This is a genomic window from Zhongshania guokunii (assembly GCF_040892635.1).
Classification (GTDB): domain Bacteria; phylum Pseudomonadota; class Gammaproteobacteria; order Pseudomonadales; family Spongiibacteraceae; genus Spongiibacter; species Spongiibacter guokunii.
Map to the genome: position 1 here is coordinate 48,998 of NZ_JBFRYA010000002.1, position 17,027 is coordinate 66,024.

General features: G+C 51.5%; 13 protein-coding genes. 6 read left to right on the top strand and 7 right to left on the bottom strand.

The genetic code is table 11. The annotated features are described in order from the left end of the window. Window positions 1–19 precede the first annotated feature (19 nt). Window positions 20–439 carry a GFA family protein gene (locus AB4876_RS02875; RefSeq protein WP_368380141.1) on the top strand — a complete coding sequence of 140 codons (420 nt, stop codon included), beginning with the start codon at window positions 20–22 and terminating at the stop codon, window positions 437–439. Between the two features lie 114 nt (window positions 440–553). Here AB4876_RS02875 and AB4876_RS02880 read toward each other — a convergent pair whose 3' ends face one another. The 3 genes from AB4876_RS02880 to AB4876_RS02890 form a co-directional block, all read right to left on the bottom strand. After that, window positions 554–2,185 (bottom strand): AMP-binding protein, encoded by a 1,632-nt coding sequence (locus AB4876_RS02880; protein ID WP_368380142.1) that lies wholly within the window; start codon window positions 2,183–2,185, stop codon window positions 554–556. A gap of 66 nt (window positions 2,186–2,251) precedes the next feature. After that, window positions 2,252–4,408 carry a 3-hydroxyacyl-CoA dehydrogenase NAD-binding domain-containing protein gene (locus AB4876_RS02885; RefSeq protein WP_368380143.1) on the bottom strand — a complete coding sequence of 719 codons (2,157 nt, stop codon included), beginning with the start codon at window positions 4,406–4,408 and terminating at the stop codon, window positions 2,252–2,254. Between the two features lie 97 nt (window positions 4,409–4,505). Continuing rightward, entirely contained in the window at window positions 4,506–5,711 is a 1,206-nt protein-coding gene (locus AB4876_RS02890) for an acetyl-CoA C-acetyltransferase (protein WP_368380144.1), read from the bottom strand. A 163-nt stretch (window positions 5,712–5,874) separates the two neighbouring features. On the opposite strand from AB4876_RS02890, the gene AB4876_RS02895 reads away from it, so the two are divergent. From AB4876_RS02895 to AB4876_RS02905, 3 genes are all read left to right on the top strand, one after another. Then, window positions 5,875–6,897: an AraC family transcriptional regulator gene (locus tag AB4876_RS02895; protein WP_368380145.1), complete on the top strand. Its 1,023-nt coding sequence runs from the start codon at window positions 5,875–5,877 to the stop codon at window positions 6,895–6,897. Between the two features lie 255 nt (window positions 6,898–7,152). Then, window positions 7,153–8,604, top strand: coding sequence for a coniferyl aldehyde dehydrogenase (locus tag AB4876_RS02900; protein ID WP_368380146.1), 1,452 nt, complete (start codon window positions 7,153–7,155; stop codon window positions 8,602–8,604). Between the two features lie 39 nt (window positions 8,605–8,643). Next, window positions 8,644–9,804, top strand: a complete 1,161-nt coding sequence (locus AB4876_RS02905) for an epoxide hydrolase family protein (RefSeq protein WP_368380147.1) — start codon at window positions 8,644–8,646, stop codon at window positions 9,802–9,804. 241 nt (window positions 9,805–10,045) lie between these two features. Here AB4876_RS02905 and AB4876_RS02910 read toward each other — a convergent pair whose 3' ends face one another. From AB4876_RS02910 to AB4876_RS02925, 4 genes are all read right to left on the bottom strand, one after another. Then, window positions 10,046–10,885, bottom strand: coding sequence for an alpha/beta hydrolase (locus AB4876_RS02910; protein WP_368380148.1), 840 nt, complete (start codon window positions 10,883–10,885; stop codon window positions 10,046–10,048). 10 nt (window positions 10,886–10,895) lie between these two features. Beyond that, window positions 10,896–12,482, bottom strand: coding sequence for a wax ester/triacylglycerol synthase domain-containing protein (locus tag AB4876_RS02915; protein ID WP_368380149.1), 1,587 nt, complete (start codon window positions 12,480–12,482; stop codon window positions 10,896–10,898). Window positions 12,483–12,515: 33 nt separating this feature from the next. After that, window positions 12,516–13,988 (bottom strand): HAD-IB family hydrolase, encoded by a 1,473-nt coding sequence (locus AB4876_RS02920; RefSeq protein WP_368380150.1) that lies wholly within the window; start codon window positions 13,986–13,988, stop codon window positions 12,516–12,518. A 351-nt stretch (window positions 13,989–14,339) separates the two neighbouring features. Further along, window positions 14,340–14,978, bottom strand: a complete 639-nt coding sequence (locus AB4876_RS02925; RefSeq protein WP_368380151.1) for a TetR/AcrR family transcriptional regulator — start codon at window positions 14,976–14,978, stop codon at window positions 14,340–14,342. Window positions 14,979–15,222: 244 nt separating this feature from the next. Between AB4876_RS02925 and AB4876_RS02930 the strand changes: the two genes are divergently transcribed. After that, window positions 15,223–15,348, top strand: a complete 126-nt coding sequence (locus tag AB4876_RS02930; RefSeq protein WP_368380152.1) for a hypothetical protein — start codon at window positions 15,223–15,225, stop codon at window positions 15,346–15,348. 138 nt (window positions 15,349–15,486) lie between these two features. After that, entirely contained in the window at window positions 15,487–16,887 is a 1,401-nt protein-coding gene (locus AB4876_RS02935; protein WP_368380153.1) for an SDR family NAD(P)-dependent oxidoreductase, read from the top strand. The last annotated feature ends 140 nt before the right edge of the window (window positions 16,888–17,027 follow it).

Consider the following 17,027-nt stretch of genomic DNA (forward strand, 5'->3'; position numbering starts at 1 on the left):
AGACCCTCAGGAGAACGGCATGAGCGACATTAATTATAAAGGCCAGTGTGCCTGCGGCGATTTCACTTACAGCTGCGAAGGCGAGCCAGCCAGTGTTATGGCCTGCCATTGCCGCGACTGCCAGTACGCCTCTGGCAGCGCCTTTGCCACGGTAGCATTTTTCCCCGCTGCCAACTGCGCAATGACCGGCCCCAGCAAGGTATACACCGTTAAAGGTGAGGCCGGGCTCACAGTAAACCGTCATTTCTGCGGTAACTGCGGCACACCACTGTATTCCATGCTGGCGGAAATGCCAGAGATGCTATTTATCAAAGTGGGCACCTTAGAAGACCCCAATCTAACTCCTTTACAAGGCCATATGTGGTGCGCATCCAAACTGTCGTGGCTAAAATTAGACGACGGCTTGGTACAATTACCAGGCAATCCACCGCTCGCATAAGTCCCGTACGAATAGTACAAACAATAAAAAAGCGCCGAAAGGCGCTTTTTTATTGCCTCAATGCCAACCTCCAAAATAAAGGGCCGGCACTAAAAGCACGCGCGCGGGTAGCGCTTACATAAACACGACCGTGTCAGAATGCTTAGCTTCGATCTGATCTTTGAAATGCGCAATAATGCTTTTGCGCTTAAGCTTCAAGGTAGGTGTGAGCAGACCATTCATAATTGTCCACTCCGGTGTAATCACAACGTGATTGACCCGCTCATAAGCGGCTAGCTTGGCATTTATTTTCGCCAGGGAAGCGCTAAGGCTTGCAGTGAGCTCATCCGCAGACAAGCCTTTACCAAGCTCAGACAAGGTCGCCAATAACAGCGGCTGATCCAAACCATGACCACAAACGCAAACTTGCTCAAGCTCAACCAAAGAGCCAAAATCGTCTTCGAGTTTAATCGGCTGAATAAATTTGCCCTTGGTGGTTTTAAACACTTCGCTGATACGGCCGGTAATCCACAGATTGCCGTTTTCGTCGAGCTTGCCAGTATCGCCGGTGTGATACCAGCCATCGATAAGCGCTTCGGCAGTTTTTTCTGGGCTTTTGTAATAGCCAACCATCAAGCCATTACTTTTAAAGCATACTTCTTCATCGTCGGTAATTTTTATTTCAACGCCAGTTAAAGGCACCCCGACACAACCGGCTTGGGGCCGCTCGTCAGACAGCCAAAAAGTACCGTCACAGAAATTTTCGGTCATGGAATACCCTTCGCGCAGTACCACGCCAAGATTGATAAACCAATTTTGCACATCGCGTGGGCAAGGTGCTGAACCCGTTAAGACCATACGCGCTTGATTTAAACCCAGCTGTTTTCTGATCTGCTCCTTTTCAGCTTCGCCAAACCCTGCCTGCGCTTCTGGCGGAATCTTCGCGTCAATAGCAGCTTTAAATTTTACCCACAGGCGCGGCACAGAGAAGAAGAAAGTTGGCTCAACATCGCGCAATTCGGCGGCAAAGGTTTCTAGCCCCTCAGAGAAAGACACCACGCCATTACAGTACAGTGCATTCATTTCAACAATGGCGCGCTCAGCAGCGTGAGACAGTGGCAAATAAGACATGAAGCGCTCGCGCTCTTTACCCAAACCCACATTCCAATCTTTGTGCATACGCGGTAAAACCCGTCCTGGCGTGCCGTGCACATGCATTACACCCTTCGGATTACCAGTGGTGCCCGAGGTGTAAAGTATTGTCATTAGCGCTTCAGTACCTGGCACTGGTGACTCAGCCATCGGCGGGTGAGCAGCCACAATAGCGTCTAGATTTGCTTCCGTTTCACAGCTACAGCCGTGTATCGCCACGCGCTTCATACCCGCGGGCAAAACCTCATCTGCTTGGCCGGCAATATCAAACTGGCCCAGGAAAATCATCTGACTTTCGCTGTGCTCTAAAATATAACGTGAAGACGGTGCATCCTGACCTGGGTACAAAGGCACGCTAACGTGACCACTCAGCATAATTGCAAAATCTACAACTACCCAGTCGGCACAGTTTTTTGCAAATACCGCGATACGGCTGCCGGGCTCATAGCCTTGCGCAGAAATATAGCTCGCTAAGCGACGCGCGCGATCAGCTACCTGCCCCCAAGTAAATTCGGTCCACTGCAAGTCTTTAGGCTGACGCAGAAACACTTGCTCTGCAGCCACCGACTCCCAGTGGTAAAACATTTCCAATGGTGTCTTTATCGTATTACTCATCGCTCATACTCCGGCAAATCTTTATTGTTGAATATCCCGGGCTGACTGCCCGGGATAGCATCCGCCTTACTGGAACAGCTCACCAGCAGCGGCCTTATCAATCACAATAGCTGGCGGCGCAAAACGCTTACCGTATTTAGCTTCTAACTCGCGGCAGCGATCTACAAAACGCTGCACGCCATAGGTATTAATAAACTGCAGATAGCCGCCTGTCCACGCCGGTGCACCGATCCCCATAATCGAGCCAATATTGCCGTCGGCTACGGTGCGTAATACACCGGTTTCTAGGCATACCAAACTCTCAATCACTGGACGGAACAGCAGACGATCACGAATATCTTGATCATTTACCTCGCCATCAACCTCGGCATTAAAATACATTTCCCGTAAACCAGGCCAAATATGCTTGCCGGCTTCAGTGTATTCGTAATAACCGCCGCCATGAACCCGACCTCCGCGCTTATGCTCGGTTAACAGGCAGCGCATCAGCGCAGTTCCCTGTGGCGTCGGATCATCTTCAGCTTTGCTCAAGCCCATACTGATTTGAGCATCAATAATATCTAAAGACAACTTTTGGCTAACTTCATCTTGCAGCGCTAAGGGGCCAACTGGCCAACCCACTGATTTACCTACCGACTCCACGCGCACTGCATTAATACCTTCGGCAATTAACTGAGCCGCTTCTTGTATTGGCGTACCAATAGTTCGAGAAGTATAGAAGCCAGGTGAATCGTTAACTACGATGGGAGTCTTTTTCAACTGGCGAGCCAGATCGAAGGCCTTAGCAAGGGTTTCTTCGCTGGTTTCTGCACCGCAGATAATTTCCACTAACGGCATCCTGTCTACCGGCGAGAAGAAATGCATTCCAATAAAATTACTAGGGTTTGAGCTGGCGCCAGACAAAGACGTAATTGGCAGCGTAGACGTATTAGATGCCCACACGCCGCCCTCTGCCAAGCAGGACTCCGTCGATTTAGTCAGCGAGTGCTTGAGTTCGACGTTTTCAAAAACGGCTTCAATAATAAAATCGCAGCCCTGCAAATCGTCATTGCTAATACTTGGTTTGATGCGCGCCAATACATCTTGGGCGGCAGCCTCAGTCATCCGACCTTTTTGAATCAGCTTAGCCAGACCTTTTTCAGAATAAGCCTTGGCTTTTTCTGCAGACTCCATGGTTACGTCTTTAATAACAACGCTAATGCCGACCATAGCCGCCGACATGGCAATACCTTGGCCCATCATCCCGCCGCCCAATATGCCTAAGCGCGATACGGTCGATTTCTCAAATCCCTTGGGCCGGCTTTGACCACCAGCAACCTGATTCATCTGGAAGAAAAAGGCGTTAATCATGTTCTTCGCTTCTGGCGTTGTTACCAGCTGAGCGAACTGCCGGCTCTCAATACGCAGTGCGGTATCCAGGTCTACGCGCAGGGTTTCGACCATAATATCCAAAATCATTTCTGGCGCAGGCAACAAGCCCCGCGTCTTTTTGCGCAGACCAGCGGCATAAAATACGATTGCCTGGCGAATACTTGGCTGCTCTTCGCCGCCACCTGGTATTTTAAAGCCGCGCACATCCCAAGGCTGAACAGCTGCTAACTCATTGCCGCGCTGCTCAAGAATCCACGCCTTAGCGCGGGGTAGCAAGGCTTCTTGGTCCGCCACCGTTTCGTGAAGCAAGCCGGCCGCAACCGCGGGCGCCGCGCCCAATTTTTTACCTTCAATCAAAAACGGAAAAGCTTTTTCAAAACCCAGCAATGTAGTCAGGCGCACTACGCCGCCGCCGCCTGGCAACAGACCCAAGCCCACTTCCGGCAGCCCAACCATAACCGCCTTGGAATCCACAGCTATGCGGTAGTTACAGGCCAAACACAATTCTAAACCGCCACCCAGCGCCGCGCCATTAATGGCGGCAACAACCGGAACCGGCAGTTTTTCTATGCCGCGAAATAATGCCTTAATCTCTTCGGTGCGCACAAATACACCATGCTCTTCACCGGGCTGGGCCGTGACCAAGTCGTTGAGATCACCGCCAGCAACAAAAGTTTTCTTAGCAGAAGTAATAACCACCCCCGCCAAATCTGCCTCGCCCGCTAATTTCTCGAGCGAGCTGCGCAAACCGTCGATAAACTCATCGTTAATCGCGTTTACGCTGCCGCGCATATCCATAGTGACGGTTACGATATTGTCGCTGTCTTTTTCATAAAGAAATGATGTTGTCATTGTACTTTCCTGAATTTTGTCTGCTGTTCGTCAGAGGGGCACCGCCGCGGAATTGCTTTGTGCGATGCCAAGATTACTGCCGTCTGCTATTCGCGGTTTACACCCGCTCGATGATCGTTGCGATACCCATTCCGCCACCCACACATAGGGCAACCAAACCGCGCTTTAGATTGCGGCGCTCAAGCTCATCGAGAATCGTGCCGACCAACATGCCTCCAGTTGCGCCCAGAGGGTGACCCATGGCAATTGCGCCACCGTTAACATTGGTCACACTATCGTCAATGCCAAGATCGTCCATAAAGCGCAACGCGACAGAAGCGAAGGCCTCGTTGATCTCCCAAAGGTCGATATCTTTAACGTTTAAACCGGCTTTTTTCAGGCATTTCAATGCTGCGGGGCCTGGGCCAGTGAGCATGATAACGGGATCTGTTGAGGTAACTGCGGTGGCGACAATACGGCCACGGGGTACCAGTCCCAACTCTTTTCCAATTGCCTCGCTGCCAATAAGTACCGCGCTGGCACCGTCAACAATACCGGAGGAATTTGCTGCGGTGTGTACGTGATTGATCTGCTCAACCGAGGTGTATTTAGACAATGCCATATCATCCATACCAGCACTGCCCATCGCTGCAAATGAGGGCCGCAGGGTGCCGAGGGACTCAAGGGTACTATCGGGCTTAATAAAATCGTCTTGGCCCAGAATCACCGCACCACTGGCATCACGCACTGGCACGACTGATTTAAAATAACCATTGTCTCTCGCAAAGGCCGCGCGCTGCTGCGACTGCACTGCAAAACTGTCGACGGCGGTACGATCCCAGCCGGCCAGAGTAGCGATCAAATCAGCGCCGACGCCTTGGGGAACAGAGCGCTGCCCAAAAATAAACTCGGGATCAGAAAACATCACCCCGCCATTGCTGCCCATTTGCACGCGCGACATCGACTCAACGCCACCAGCAACAATCAAGTCGTCCCAACCCGAGGCAATTTTTTGCGCTGCGGTGTTAACGGCCTCTAAGCCAGAGGCGCAAAAACGGTCTAACTGCACCCCAGCAACCGTTTCATCCCAGCCCGCAAATTGGGCGGCGGCCTTGGCTATATTGCTGCCTTGCTGAGCAATTGGGGTTACGCAGCCTAGCAACACATCGTCAACCCGGCTGGTATCAAGGTCGTTGCGCTGCTGGATTTCTTTCAGCAAGCCGGCGATCAACGCCACAGGCTTCACTTCGTTAAGTGTACCGCCCGTCTTACCTTTACTACGGGGACTACGAATGGCTTCATATATAAATGCAGCTGTGCTCACGGCGTACCTCGGATTTACATTATAGAGATTCAAATTCTGGCCAAAACTGACTTAGCCTAGGTTCGGGGCCACAGTGTGAAAGATTGGACTGACCGAGACAATGACCAAAAAATGACACAAAAATTAACATTTGAATGCAAGTCGTCAGCTATAATCACGCTATATGGATAATTTCGACTCGCTCAGTATCTCAATGGCCACCGTGGGCCGCAGCCTTTCTGGCGCGGCAAGCAAAGGTATCAACATTCCCGCATTGCTGCGTAAATGCGGTATCGATGCTCGGTTATTAGAATTACCACAAACCCGTATCCCCATCCAAAAATTCATTAAACTATGCCGCCTAAGTAGTGACCGACTCAATGATGAACAGTATGGCCTACTCGCCAAACCCCAACGCTTAGGTACCTACCGCGCTATATGCGTAAATGTAGTCCATGCCAAAACCCTTGGCGATGCACTGCTGCGCTATACCGAGTTCAGCAACCTCTTCGAAAACAGCTTAGCCTACCAACTCAATGTGCAGGGCCGCCGCGCCGAATTACAAATCCATCGCCGCAACAATATGCCAGTGTTAAACGGCTTTGCCATCGACACGGCATTGATGGTGGTACATCGCTTTAGCAATTGGCTGATCAACGAGCGCATTGCTCTGCAAGGGGTGCGCATTGACTATCCCAGCCCCGCCCACCATGAACACCACTACCTGTTTTACGGCTCTCCCGTATTAACCGGTCAGCCCTATAGTTCGCTGGAATTCGACAGCGCCTACCTAGAGCGGCCAATTGTCCAAAACGAAACCAAGCTCGCTGGCTATCTCAAAGAGGCGCCAGCAAACTTGTATTTGCCGCTAAATGAAAGCGGTCAGTTCTCATTACAAGTACGCCATATTCTTAGTGAAATGCCCGACCACCTCACCGCCAAAACAGCCCTGCGCGACACTAGCGCGGCACTCGGCTTTAGCCCCGACACCTTGCGCCGCCGCTTGAAACAAGAGGGCACCAACTTTCAATCGATACGCAGCACCATGCGCCGCGAACTCGCCATTCACTATCTGGCCAGTAGTAGCGACAGCATCGAGATAATTGCCTACAAAACCGGTTATACCGAGCCCGGTGCCTTTATTCGCGCCTTTAAAAACTGGACCGGCTCCACGCCACTGCAATTTCGCAAGCAGCTCGAACGCTAGTCGCATTTCTGCGCAGCAGGCTCATTAGGCGTTATTGACTTAGAGATCACTAAGTGCCACCATCAAAAAGATAAGTCCGCTGAAACCCAGTCCAGTAGCGCCATAAGCATGCCACTGCGCCCTAGGTTTCACGCTAATTTGCGGGAGTATCCCGTCAAAATAACAGCTTAAACACCCAATTCCGCGGTTTTTCCACACCTAGCGTAAGGACATAATCGCAGCCATAACCACACCCTCAGATCAGAGGTTTATACTATGAACAGCGTTGCCCCCCTAGCCGAAAACCCCACTTCAGACTTTCAAAGTATAAAAAATGCCGTTGATCTTCAGCGCGCCAGTTTCCTTGCCGAAGGCTACCCTAGCGCCAAAACGCGGATCGATCGCCTAGATCGCTTAATCGCCATGCTACGCACCAATAAGCAGAAGCTGGCCGCCACCCTAAAAGCCGATTACAGCGCCCGCTCGCACTTCGACAGCGTAGTTTTTGACATACTGGTGCCTATCGAAAGTCTAAAATACTGCCGTAAAAACACCGCCAAATGGATGAGGCCGGAAAAGCGCGGCGCGAAATTCCCGCTGAATGTACTGGGCGCCGACGCCCATGTTTTTTATCAGCCACTGGGCGTTGTCGGCATTGTCGCGCCGTGGAACTTCCCCATTCAGCTAACCTTCTCGCCGCTTGGCAATGCCATCTCGGCTGGGAATCGCGCCATTATTAAACCCTCTGAGCTAACCCCAGCTACCTCAGAATTACTGGCCGAATTGTTCACAGAGTCGTTTAGCCCCGAAGAAATCACCGTGGTAAACGGCGGCCCAGAAGTGGCTTCGGCGTTTACCTCGCAAGCCTTTGACCACCTCGTGTTCACCGGCGCACCCTCGGTAGCTAAACACGTGATGCGCGCTGCAGCCGAAAACTTGGTACCGCTAACACTTGAGCTAGGCGGCAAATGCCCCGTTATTATTGGCGAAGGCGCAGACTTAAAAGCCGCGGTTGAACGTATCTTCACCTTTAAGACTATGAACGCTGGGCAAATATGTTTAGCCCCCGACTACACCTTTGTTAAAAAAGAAGTGCTGCCTGAGTTTATTCGCCTCGCCAAAAACTTTGTGTCCGACAATTTTGGCCATCTTGCCAACAACGACGACTACGGTTCTATTATCAATGCCCGCCATCGCGCTCGCATTGCCTCTTACATCCAAGAGGCAAAGAGCAAAGGCTTTGAAACCATTCCACTGTCTGACGACATTGGCTTAGACGCGCTACACGATCACCACAAGCTGGCACCAACATTGGTTATCGACCCCAGCGATGACTGTAAAATTATGAGCGACGAAATTTTTGGTCCCGCCATGCCAATCAAAACCTACTCCGACATCTCCACCGTAGTCGGTCACATCAATGCCGGCGAGCGGCCCTTAGCGCTGTATTACTTTGGTAAATCGCAATCCGAAATTAATTTGCTAAAGTACAACACCACCTCCGGCGGCATGGTCGTAAACGATATTGCCGCCCACGTTTTACAAGACACCATGCCACTGGGCGGTGTTGGTCACAGCGGCATGGGTTCTTATCACGGCTTTGACGGTTTCCGTCAATTAAGCCACGGCAAAGGCTATTACAAGCAAGGATTACTCAGCTTAACGCCATTCTTCAAGGCGCCACACACCGACAAAATGCTGGCCTTGCTTGAAAAAATGATGGGCTAAACCTGACGCTGCTTTGGCATTAATAAGGATATACATCAGATGAACATCGAACGCTTTGTTATAGATATTAATAAAAGTCAGCTCGACGATTTACAGAAGCGCTTAGACAGCGCTCGCTTTTGCGACGACTTTAGCAATGACAACTGGGAATACGGCACCAATGCCACTTATTTAAAAGAGCTGGTCGACTACTGGCGCACGGATTACAACTGGCGCGAACACGAAGCGACCATGAACCAGTTTGAGCATTTCCGCGCCGACATCGACGGCATGCCCATTCACTTTCTGCACAAAAAAGGCGTCGGCCCATCACCCACCCCGCTGCTCCTAAGCCACGGCTGGCCGTGGACCTTTTGGGATTACCAAAAACTCATTGGCCCACTGACCGACCCCGCCGCTTATGGTGGCGACCCCGCCGACGCCTTTGACGTGGTGATTCCCTCACTGCCCGGCTACGGTTTTTCAACGCCACTCACCACCACTGGCATTAATTTCAGCAGCGCCGCCGATATATTTGTAAAATTAATGACCGGTTTGGGCTACGGCAAATTTGCCGCCCACGGCCACGACTGGGGCGCGATTATCACCGCCCAGCTCGGTCACAAATACGCCGACCGGCTAATTGGCGCCCACTTCACTACCATGCTACCGCTAGACACTTTCAGTGGTGGCGTTGTTGACGAGCGCTTCTTTACTGCCGCAGACCAAAGCATTGCCGAAAAGAACGCGATGTTTTTTGCCGACGGCGGCGGTTACTTCGCCCTGCAAACAACCCGCCCGCAAACCTTGGCTAACGCACTAAACGACTCGCCAGTTGGCCTGTGCTCGTGGATCTTAGAAAAGCGTCGCGACTGGAGTGACTGCGGCGGCGACGTAGAGAGCCGCTTTTCAAAAGACGATCTCATTACCACGGTAATGCTCTATTGGCTTACTCAAAGTTTTGGCACTTCAGCGCGCTTTTACTACGAAGCCGTGCATCGCCCCTGGACGCCGTCCCACGACCGCAACCCTGTGGTAGAAGCCCCCGTCGGCTTAGCCATCTTCCCAGAGGAAGTGCTCGGCCAACCCAAAGCGTGGATAGAGCACTACTATAATTTGCAACACTACTCAGAAATGCCAAGCGGCGGCCACTTTGCCGCAATGGAAGAGCCCGAGCAGCTCACTCAAGATATTCGCAAATTCTTTGCTAGCTTGCGCTGAGTTTTACGACAATGGCGCGATTGTTCACCGCCCTTGACGTCGCGAAAATTGGCACTATACGGATGCGGTGGCTAGTTACTCCGTCATTCTGAATCAAGTTCAGAATGACGGAGGGCGCGCTCAGAATAACAAAGGGGCTTTCACAATGGCGCTAAATCGAGGACTGGTGTTTACAAGGCGCCAAAAATAAAAAAGCACAGCGAGAGTCGCCTCGAACTGTGCTTTTTAGAGCGGTTACAAATTAAGCCGCCGGATAGCGCTCGCTTACCCAAGCGACAATATCACTAACCACTTGCCGCCGATCCTCTGGCAGCTCATTGAGTATCTCATGATACAAACCCGGGTATATCTTTAACTGTTTGTCTGTAGAGCTGATTTTTGCATTGAACGCTTCGCTCGCCGCGGCGGGAATAAGCTTGTCGTCACTGCCATGCATAATAAAAATAGGCAGACGAATACGCTCAAACTGCGGGGGCAGTTTGGCAATGGTATTCACCATTTCCGAAATAGTTTTTAACGGCACGCGGCTGCTAAGGTTTAAAGGATCGGCGCTGTAGTCGGCAACGGCAGCAGGATCTCGGCTCACTAGCTCCGGCGCTACGGCAAAGGCTGGCAAGTTAGGCGCAAAAACACTGATTAAACCGCATAGCGCTTTTACTGGTGCATTAACCACATCTGACGCCAGAGCGGCACCCGACAATAACAAGGCCGATAATTTATCTTGATGCTGGAGGGTGTAACCCACCGAGATTGCGCCACCCATGCTATGCCCCAACAACAGCAATGGCAGTTTGTGTTCCTCGGTGACCTTATCAACCAGTTGATCGAGATCTTCTATACAGTACTGAAAGCGATTGATCGCACCGCGATGGCCGTATGACTGACCGTGGCCACGATGGTCAATTGCATAAACCGTAATATTTTTAGCCACCAGCGCGTGTGCCAGCTCGGCGTAACGACCGCCGTGCTCGCCCAAGCCGTGGGCGACAATCATTACCGCAACGGGGTTTTCGGCGTGCCAGCACTGCCAGAAAACTTTAATACCTTCGCAACCGCGAAACTTGCCATTACCTTGCTTCATCCTTAATCCTTTAATCTGCGGCGTATTGCCGAATAATATCGTTAAACTCGGCAGTAACGCTATCAAGCAGCAGCTGAGGCTCTTTAATAGCCGCCGGATCAATATTTAAAGCTAGGCACGCCGTGTCACCATGGGTAATCATGGCGTACATCACCGCGCAACCAGGTCGTGGTGGCAGCACGTAATGCGCAAGTACTTTGCTGCCCGCCAAATACACCGTGTCGCGCATACCTGGAATATTACTAGCTTGGGCATCCATGCGACTGGTGACCACCGACATTAGCGCTGCGACCACCGAACTGGGCATGGCTAATAAGCTAGGCATTATTTGATTGAAAAAGTCGATTGCCGGTTCTTTGCGAACCTGACTAACAAATTCACTTACTTCTTTTAGCTGCTGAGCTAAATCATTGTGCACCGGCGCGCGGTAACTTACCCCGCTAAACCGGTTGCCACCCGCGGGATCCCCTGGCTTGCGCACGCTCACCGGAAAAGACAGGGGCACAGCCTCAAGCGTCATATCGTAGGCTTCGTGGTAGCGACGAAAGCCGCCAATAATCCCAGCCAGATAAACATCATTAAACGAAACACCCGCGGCTTTGGCTGCCGCCTTTAAAGGCGCGAAAGACACGTCTAGCAGTTCAAAACGCGTTGCCAAGCTGCGTTTGCGAAACAGCGGCGAACCACCGCCACTTTGCGCCTGAGTTAAGGCAAGCAGCGAGCGGCTGTAATCTAGCGCGATACGCGAAAGCTCGGTATTGCCACTGCGCAGCCACGCCAAGCCCTGCCGACCCAAAGACGACACACCACCGCTAAACTGCTTAGCGTCGCCGATAAGCCGCGCCGCAAAATTCCTCGACCACGGCGAAGTAGCCGCCGGCCATGTAGCATCGCCGCCAAAATATTCATTTGGATCACGCGCGAGAACACTGTTAAACAATTGTATTAAGCCGCCGCCATCGGTGAGGCTATGGTGGATCTTCATTGCAAACGCGCTGCGGTTTTCTGCGCAGCCTTCAATTAGCACTATCTCCCACGGTGGCCGACTGCGATCACAGGGCGTGGTAGCGAAGGTTTCCAAAAAATCCATTAGCTCTCGGTAGCCGCCTGGCGCCGGCAATGACACGCGGCGCACATGGTAGTGAAGGCTAAAGGTATCGTCATTTACCCAGCACGGCAGCTGGCCGGGGATACCGGTTTCAAACACACGTTGCCGCAGACGCGGCACCGAGGACACCATCCAGGTCATGGTGTCTAAAAAACGCTGCCAATCAGGACAGCCGTCGAGCATATGCACCGAGGTACCGGTTGAGCGGGTTTTGGGCAAAACTTCCATGCGCCACATAATGGCTTCGGCGGCAGACATTACCTTATCGCCGCCCCAGCTACGCAGAGCCTGCAAGCGCTCGGGGCTGCACGGCTCAGCTTGTTGGTGGGCGGCCTTGGCAGAAGCAGCTTTATTTACAGGGGCTTTATTTACACGAGCCTTAGTCACCCTGCGCGGCATTTTTACTGGATTGCTTATCGGCTCTGATTTTGAATCTGGCGCGGCCGTTTGGACTTCATCAGCCGTGATCGCCTCTTGCACTTCTTCCATAAGAACATCCTGCTCTGGGTTTATTGGCTGCGCTTAATTTACCAAGCTACTGTCGTTCATCGTCTTGGTCTCGGTAGGCCAGTCAGCCAAGGTATCTACAAACAATTGCCGCACCGCCGCAATATTGTCGTCTAGGTTTGCAGGGTCCCACTGACTAACATCAATCGGGTCTAAGGCACAAATATCCACGGTGCCGGCCCGCATAGTGGCATCTTCACGCCACATTAATTCACCAGCATTGCGTATCACCACCGGCACAATGGGCACGCCGGCTTGCATAGCTATATGAAAAGCGCCTTTTTTGAAGCGGCCGACCTTAGGTGTGTAAGAGCGCGTGCCCTCGGGTGCAATGGCCACCGACAAGCCGCGTTTCAGACGGTCTACTGCGGGTTGCAGTGCATCAATCGCTTTTTTAGAATTACTGCGGTCGAGAAACGACATTTCAGCCATACGCAGAAACGGACCAATCACCGGTACATTTTCGGCTTCTTTTTTTACAACACCGGTAAGCTCGCGACGAATAATATTATAAAAAATAAAGAAGTCGAGTTTGCTTTGGTGATTCAAAATAAACACTGCGGGGCGCACTCGCCACAGATTGTGTTCATTGAGAATATTTACTTTTATACCCGCCAGCGCCAAGCCCAGTTCGCTGCCAATGGTGCCGACCATATCTGCAGCGCGGCGCGGCTCTTTGTAAAATCGGTTATACGCCATGCCCGCTAACATAGTTGCGGTCATGGCCGAATACGCGCCCACGGTGCCAGCAAAGGCTTTAAACGGCGCGCGCTTGCGGGGATCGAAGTTTAGTACGGGCCAAGCCTCTGATGCTGCTTTAAGCTGCAGTTCTTTCTGAGGATTAACCGCTGTGGCTAAACCCACCGTAGATAAGAAATCGATGTCCTCATCGCCATTGGCGTAGCCGTAGCTTTTGCTCAAATTAATTTTTTGCTTTTTAGCAAAGCCGCGCACCGCCGCCGCCTTGTTTTTTCCCCACAGCGGCTCACCGTTAAGCTTGCCATTTACGATGCCGCGCTTAATTTCTAATTCTGTGGCCAGAATATGCTCAATACCGTATTCGATCGCCAAGGGTTCAATTTGATAGCGCGTTGCCGACGAAGCAATTGCCACCGTATGCCCTGCTTGCATATGGGCCTGCACCAAACTATAGGCTTCGTGAAACATGCACCGCGCAATGCGTTCAATAAATAATTTTTGCCACAGCGCCCGAACTTCGTCCTCGCTATTGCCCGCCCATTCGGCGATTAAATCTTTAAACAGCTGAGAAAATTCAGCCTCGTTAGCAATACCCTTAAACGGCGCCGTTACCCCAGTGACAAGCTCTTTAACGCTGATGGTGCGCGTGCGAATACGCTCTTTGAAATACTCGCCAACCGAGTAGCCGTCAATCAAGGTGCCGTCAAAATCAAAAAATGCGCCTATGCTTGGCCCCTGCGGGCCAGCCTTAATTCGCGCTATTGCGTCGGCGGTATTAAATACATCCATTTACTCACTCCAATGCACCGGCGTGGCGCTCTCGATTAAGGATAAGGTTAAATTTATTGGCTATCACGGCTGTGATCTGCGATTAGGCGCTCTCACAAAATACAAGTGCACACTCGAAATTTTTAGCTCAGCAAGCCACCAGCAAAAGATCGGGGTCCACCTTTTGTTAAACCCAGCGGCCCCAGCCAGAGGGCCATCAAGCGCTGCATGCATGATTATGAAGCCTAAAGAATCTCTTGATATCAATTATTGACTATTAAATCAATATAGCATCAAAAACAATGTACCACTAGTGGCCCGCTCGTTAGCTGCAAGGCCACGCGAAGAGATAAAGGAAGTGAAACGAAGGCGCTACTCTTCTGGCGCCAAATAACTCATAACGAGCGAGTGCACGGTATTTTGTACTGTGCGTTTAGAATTACCCGAGTAGCGCATGTGCGCGACAGTATGCGCCATGCCCATAATGACCCGCGCAGCATCGCTGGCATTAATTTCCGAGGAGATAGAATTGTCTTGGCGGCCTTCTAATAGCAATTTGCGCAGGCCAGATACCGCTTCTTTATAAAAATCGAGGTACATATCCCAGATAAAGCCTCGAGTAAAACCCGACCACTCCAGCCATATCCGTACATAATGGCTGTTCTCATCAATCAGAATTTGAAAGGCGAGCAGCAAGTCTTCAATACGCTCATAGGCGGGTGCCGACTTATCTAAGCGCACTATAATCATTTTATCGAGAAAATAACGGTGAATTTCGGTCAACACTGACCGTTGCAACATATCTATCGACGGGAAGTAATGAAATACCGTTGGAATAGATACACCCACTGCGGCGGAAATATCTGCGTGATTGGCATTGGCCAAACCCCGTTCGGCAAACATCTGAATACCACAGTGCAATATTTGTTCGTGGCGCAATTCCGGTGACATTCTCCGAGCACGGGTTTTCGGTTCCTTACTACTTACCGGCTTAACACCCTGCTTTTTCAATTCGCGTCTCCATCTATAACTAAAATACCCTCACTTGGGGTAAACCTATTTTGCACCCTTACGTACAACAAGCGCACCGCTAAGTATATCGTAGTTTGGCACCGTGGTTTTTCCTTATACCCCAGCACTACGTCACAGGGGATACTTAGCGGGCAACAGAGAATTACTACCAAGATAATCGCTGGCGCAAAACCACAGCACTTACCGATACTATAGAAGCGGCACTTCAACAGGAGAGAAGGCAATGTTTAATAGCAAGGAAAACGCTATCACCAGCAACACCCCCAGCAACGATCTATTTAGCACCCACATTGCACTTTTAATTGGCGCAATGGCCATTCTGATGCTTTTTATACCCGAAATACGCTAAGCCCCCGCCGCGGCATTTGTACAATGCCGCGGCAAAGCCCAAATCTCCGCTGAACTTCAGCGCCGCCCCAGCTTAACACCTGATCGAATTAGTCTTACACGTCGTACAAGTCAGTGCTTATCAAACTGGCAGCAACCCATGATCCAAACCTTAGAAGAATACATTACAGTAAAGCGCTCGATTGCCGAATGCTTTGCCTACTTACGAGACTTCGCCACAATCGAACAGTGGGATCCTGCAGTACTGCAGGCCCGCAAACTCAGCCCAGGAAGGCCAGAAGTTGGTAGTAAGTACCAACTTAAGCTAAAACTGCCCGGCGGCAGATCAACAAATATGCTTTACACGCAAGTGTCGATAGACGAACAGCGCCAACTGATATTACACGGTGTCGGTAGCAATTTTTCGGCGCTAGATACCATTAGTTTAAAAGCATTAGACCCCGAAACTACCGAAATTCACTATCGCGCCGAGCTCCACCTCGACTGGATGCCATCCCCATTTGCCTGGTTCATTAGCCCGCTGCTAAAGCGCATCGGTAAAAATGCCGTTAGCGGTCTACAGCGCGCCCTCGAAATCCCCACAGAGCCGGCCCCAATGCGTTTTAAAGATACTGTCGCTGACCGAATGATACTGCCCGCCGCAATCAATTTCGGTCGTCGCGGCTATTTAACCCAAGTCAGAAAATCTCATTCAACACGCTTAGACGGCAAAGTGATTGCGATCACCGGCCCCACCGCCGGCCTGGGCCTTAGCGCGGCCTGCGAGCTAGCCCGACTCGGCGCCAGCTTAATTCTCATCGGTAGAGATAAATCTCGTCTAGAACAAGCCGCCGCGGAAATTCGCGATTTCAGCGGCTGCCCAAGCGATACGCTTTACATTTACAACACTGAATTATCGAGCCTCGAAAATACCGCGGCCAAGGCCAAGGAAATTAGCGCGAACCACCCACACATCGACGTTTTAATTAATAATGCCGGCGCGCTGTTTGCCGAGCGCCAAATAACCGACGAGGGCCTTGAGCGCAGCTTAGCCCTTAATTTCCTTGCCCCCCTATTACTGAGCAAGGCCCTAAACCCCAGCTTTAGTCAAAATAGCCGAATCATAAATGTGGTCTCCGGCGGTTTGTATCTACAAGGCTTAGCGCTCGATGACCTGCAATACAGCACGCCGCCTTTTGACGGCAGCAAAGCCTATGCCCGCGCCAAACGAGCGCTGCTCACCATGAGCCAGCACCGTGAAAACCAGCTCGCGACTGTCCACGCCATGCATCCCGGCTGGGCGGCCACCCCGGGTGTTGCCAAATCACTGCCCGCATTTAACAAGGCCATGCATCGCCATCTTCGCGACAGCCGCATGGGGGCAGACACGATGGTCTGGCTAGCCGCCGCACCAGAAATAAGTAGCGCGCCGTCCGGACAGCTCTGGTTCGACCGCAGGGCGCATACTGATGCGGTACTTCCAAACACGGCTTGCTCCGAGCAAGACCGACAAAAGCTAAGGGACTGGAGTGACGAGATACTCACCAAGCATTTGTTTTAATTGGGAAAATTCCAGCCACAAACAACCGAACCGCTAATCCAGCCCGTTATATGGGCGATTTCCTACACAGCGTGGGGCTAATCGCCGATTTCCCTACGCTTCCATGGGAGTAAACTAAACAGCGTCAAGGATGACATCGG

What these genes read in the sequence shown, in the direction of transcription:
- AB4876_RS02875 (WP_368380141.1), top strand. Translation starts at nt 20, where the DNA reads ATGAGCGACATTAATTATAAAGGCCAGTGTGCCTGCGGCGATTTCACT.
- AB4876_RS02880 (WP_368380142.1), bottom strand. Translation starts at nt 2,185, where the DNA reads ATGAGTAATACGATAAAGACACCATTGGAAATGTTTTACCACTGGGAG.
- AB4876_RS02885 (WP_368380143.1), bottom strand. Translation starts at nt 4,408, where the DNA reads ATGACAACATCATTTCTTTATGAAAAAGACAGCGACAATATCGTAACC.
- AB4876_RS02895 (WP_368380145.1), top strand. Translation starts at nt 5,875, where the DNA reads ATGGATAATTTCGACTCGCTCAGTATCTCAATGGCCACCGTGGGCCGC.
- AB4876_RS02900 (WP_368380146.1), top strand. Translation starts at nt 7,153, where the DNA reads ATGAACAGCGTTGCCCCCCTAGCCGAAAACCCCACTTCAGACTTTCAA.
- AB4876_RS02905 (WP_368380147.1), top strand. Translation starts at nt 8,644, where the DNA reads ATGAACATCGAACGCTTTGTTATAGATATTAATAAAAGTCAGCTCGAC.
- AB4876_RS02910 (WP_368380148.1), bottom strand. Translation starts at nt 10,885, where the DNA reads ATGAAGCAAGGTAATGGCAAGTTTCGCGGTTGCGAAGGTATTAAAGTT.
- AB4876_RS02915 (WP_368380149.1), bottom strand. Translation starts at nt 12,482, where the DNA reads ATGGAAGAAGTGCAAGAGGCGATCACGGCTGATGAAGTCCAAACGGCC.
- AB4876_RS02920 (WP_368380150.1), bottom strand. Translation starts at nt 13,988, where the DNA reads ATGGATGTATTTAATACCGCCGACGCAATAGCGCGAATTAAGGCTGGC.
- AB4876_RS02930 (WP_368380152.1), top strand. Translation starts at nt 15,223, where the DNA reads ATGTTTAATAGCAAGGAAAACGCTATCACCAGCAACACCCCCAGCAAC.
- AB4876_RS02935 (WP_368380153.1), top strand. Translation starts at nt 15,487, where the DNA reads ATGATCCAAACCTTAGAAGAATACATTACAGTAAAGCGCTCGATTGCC.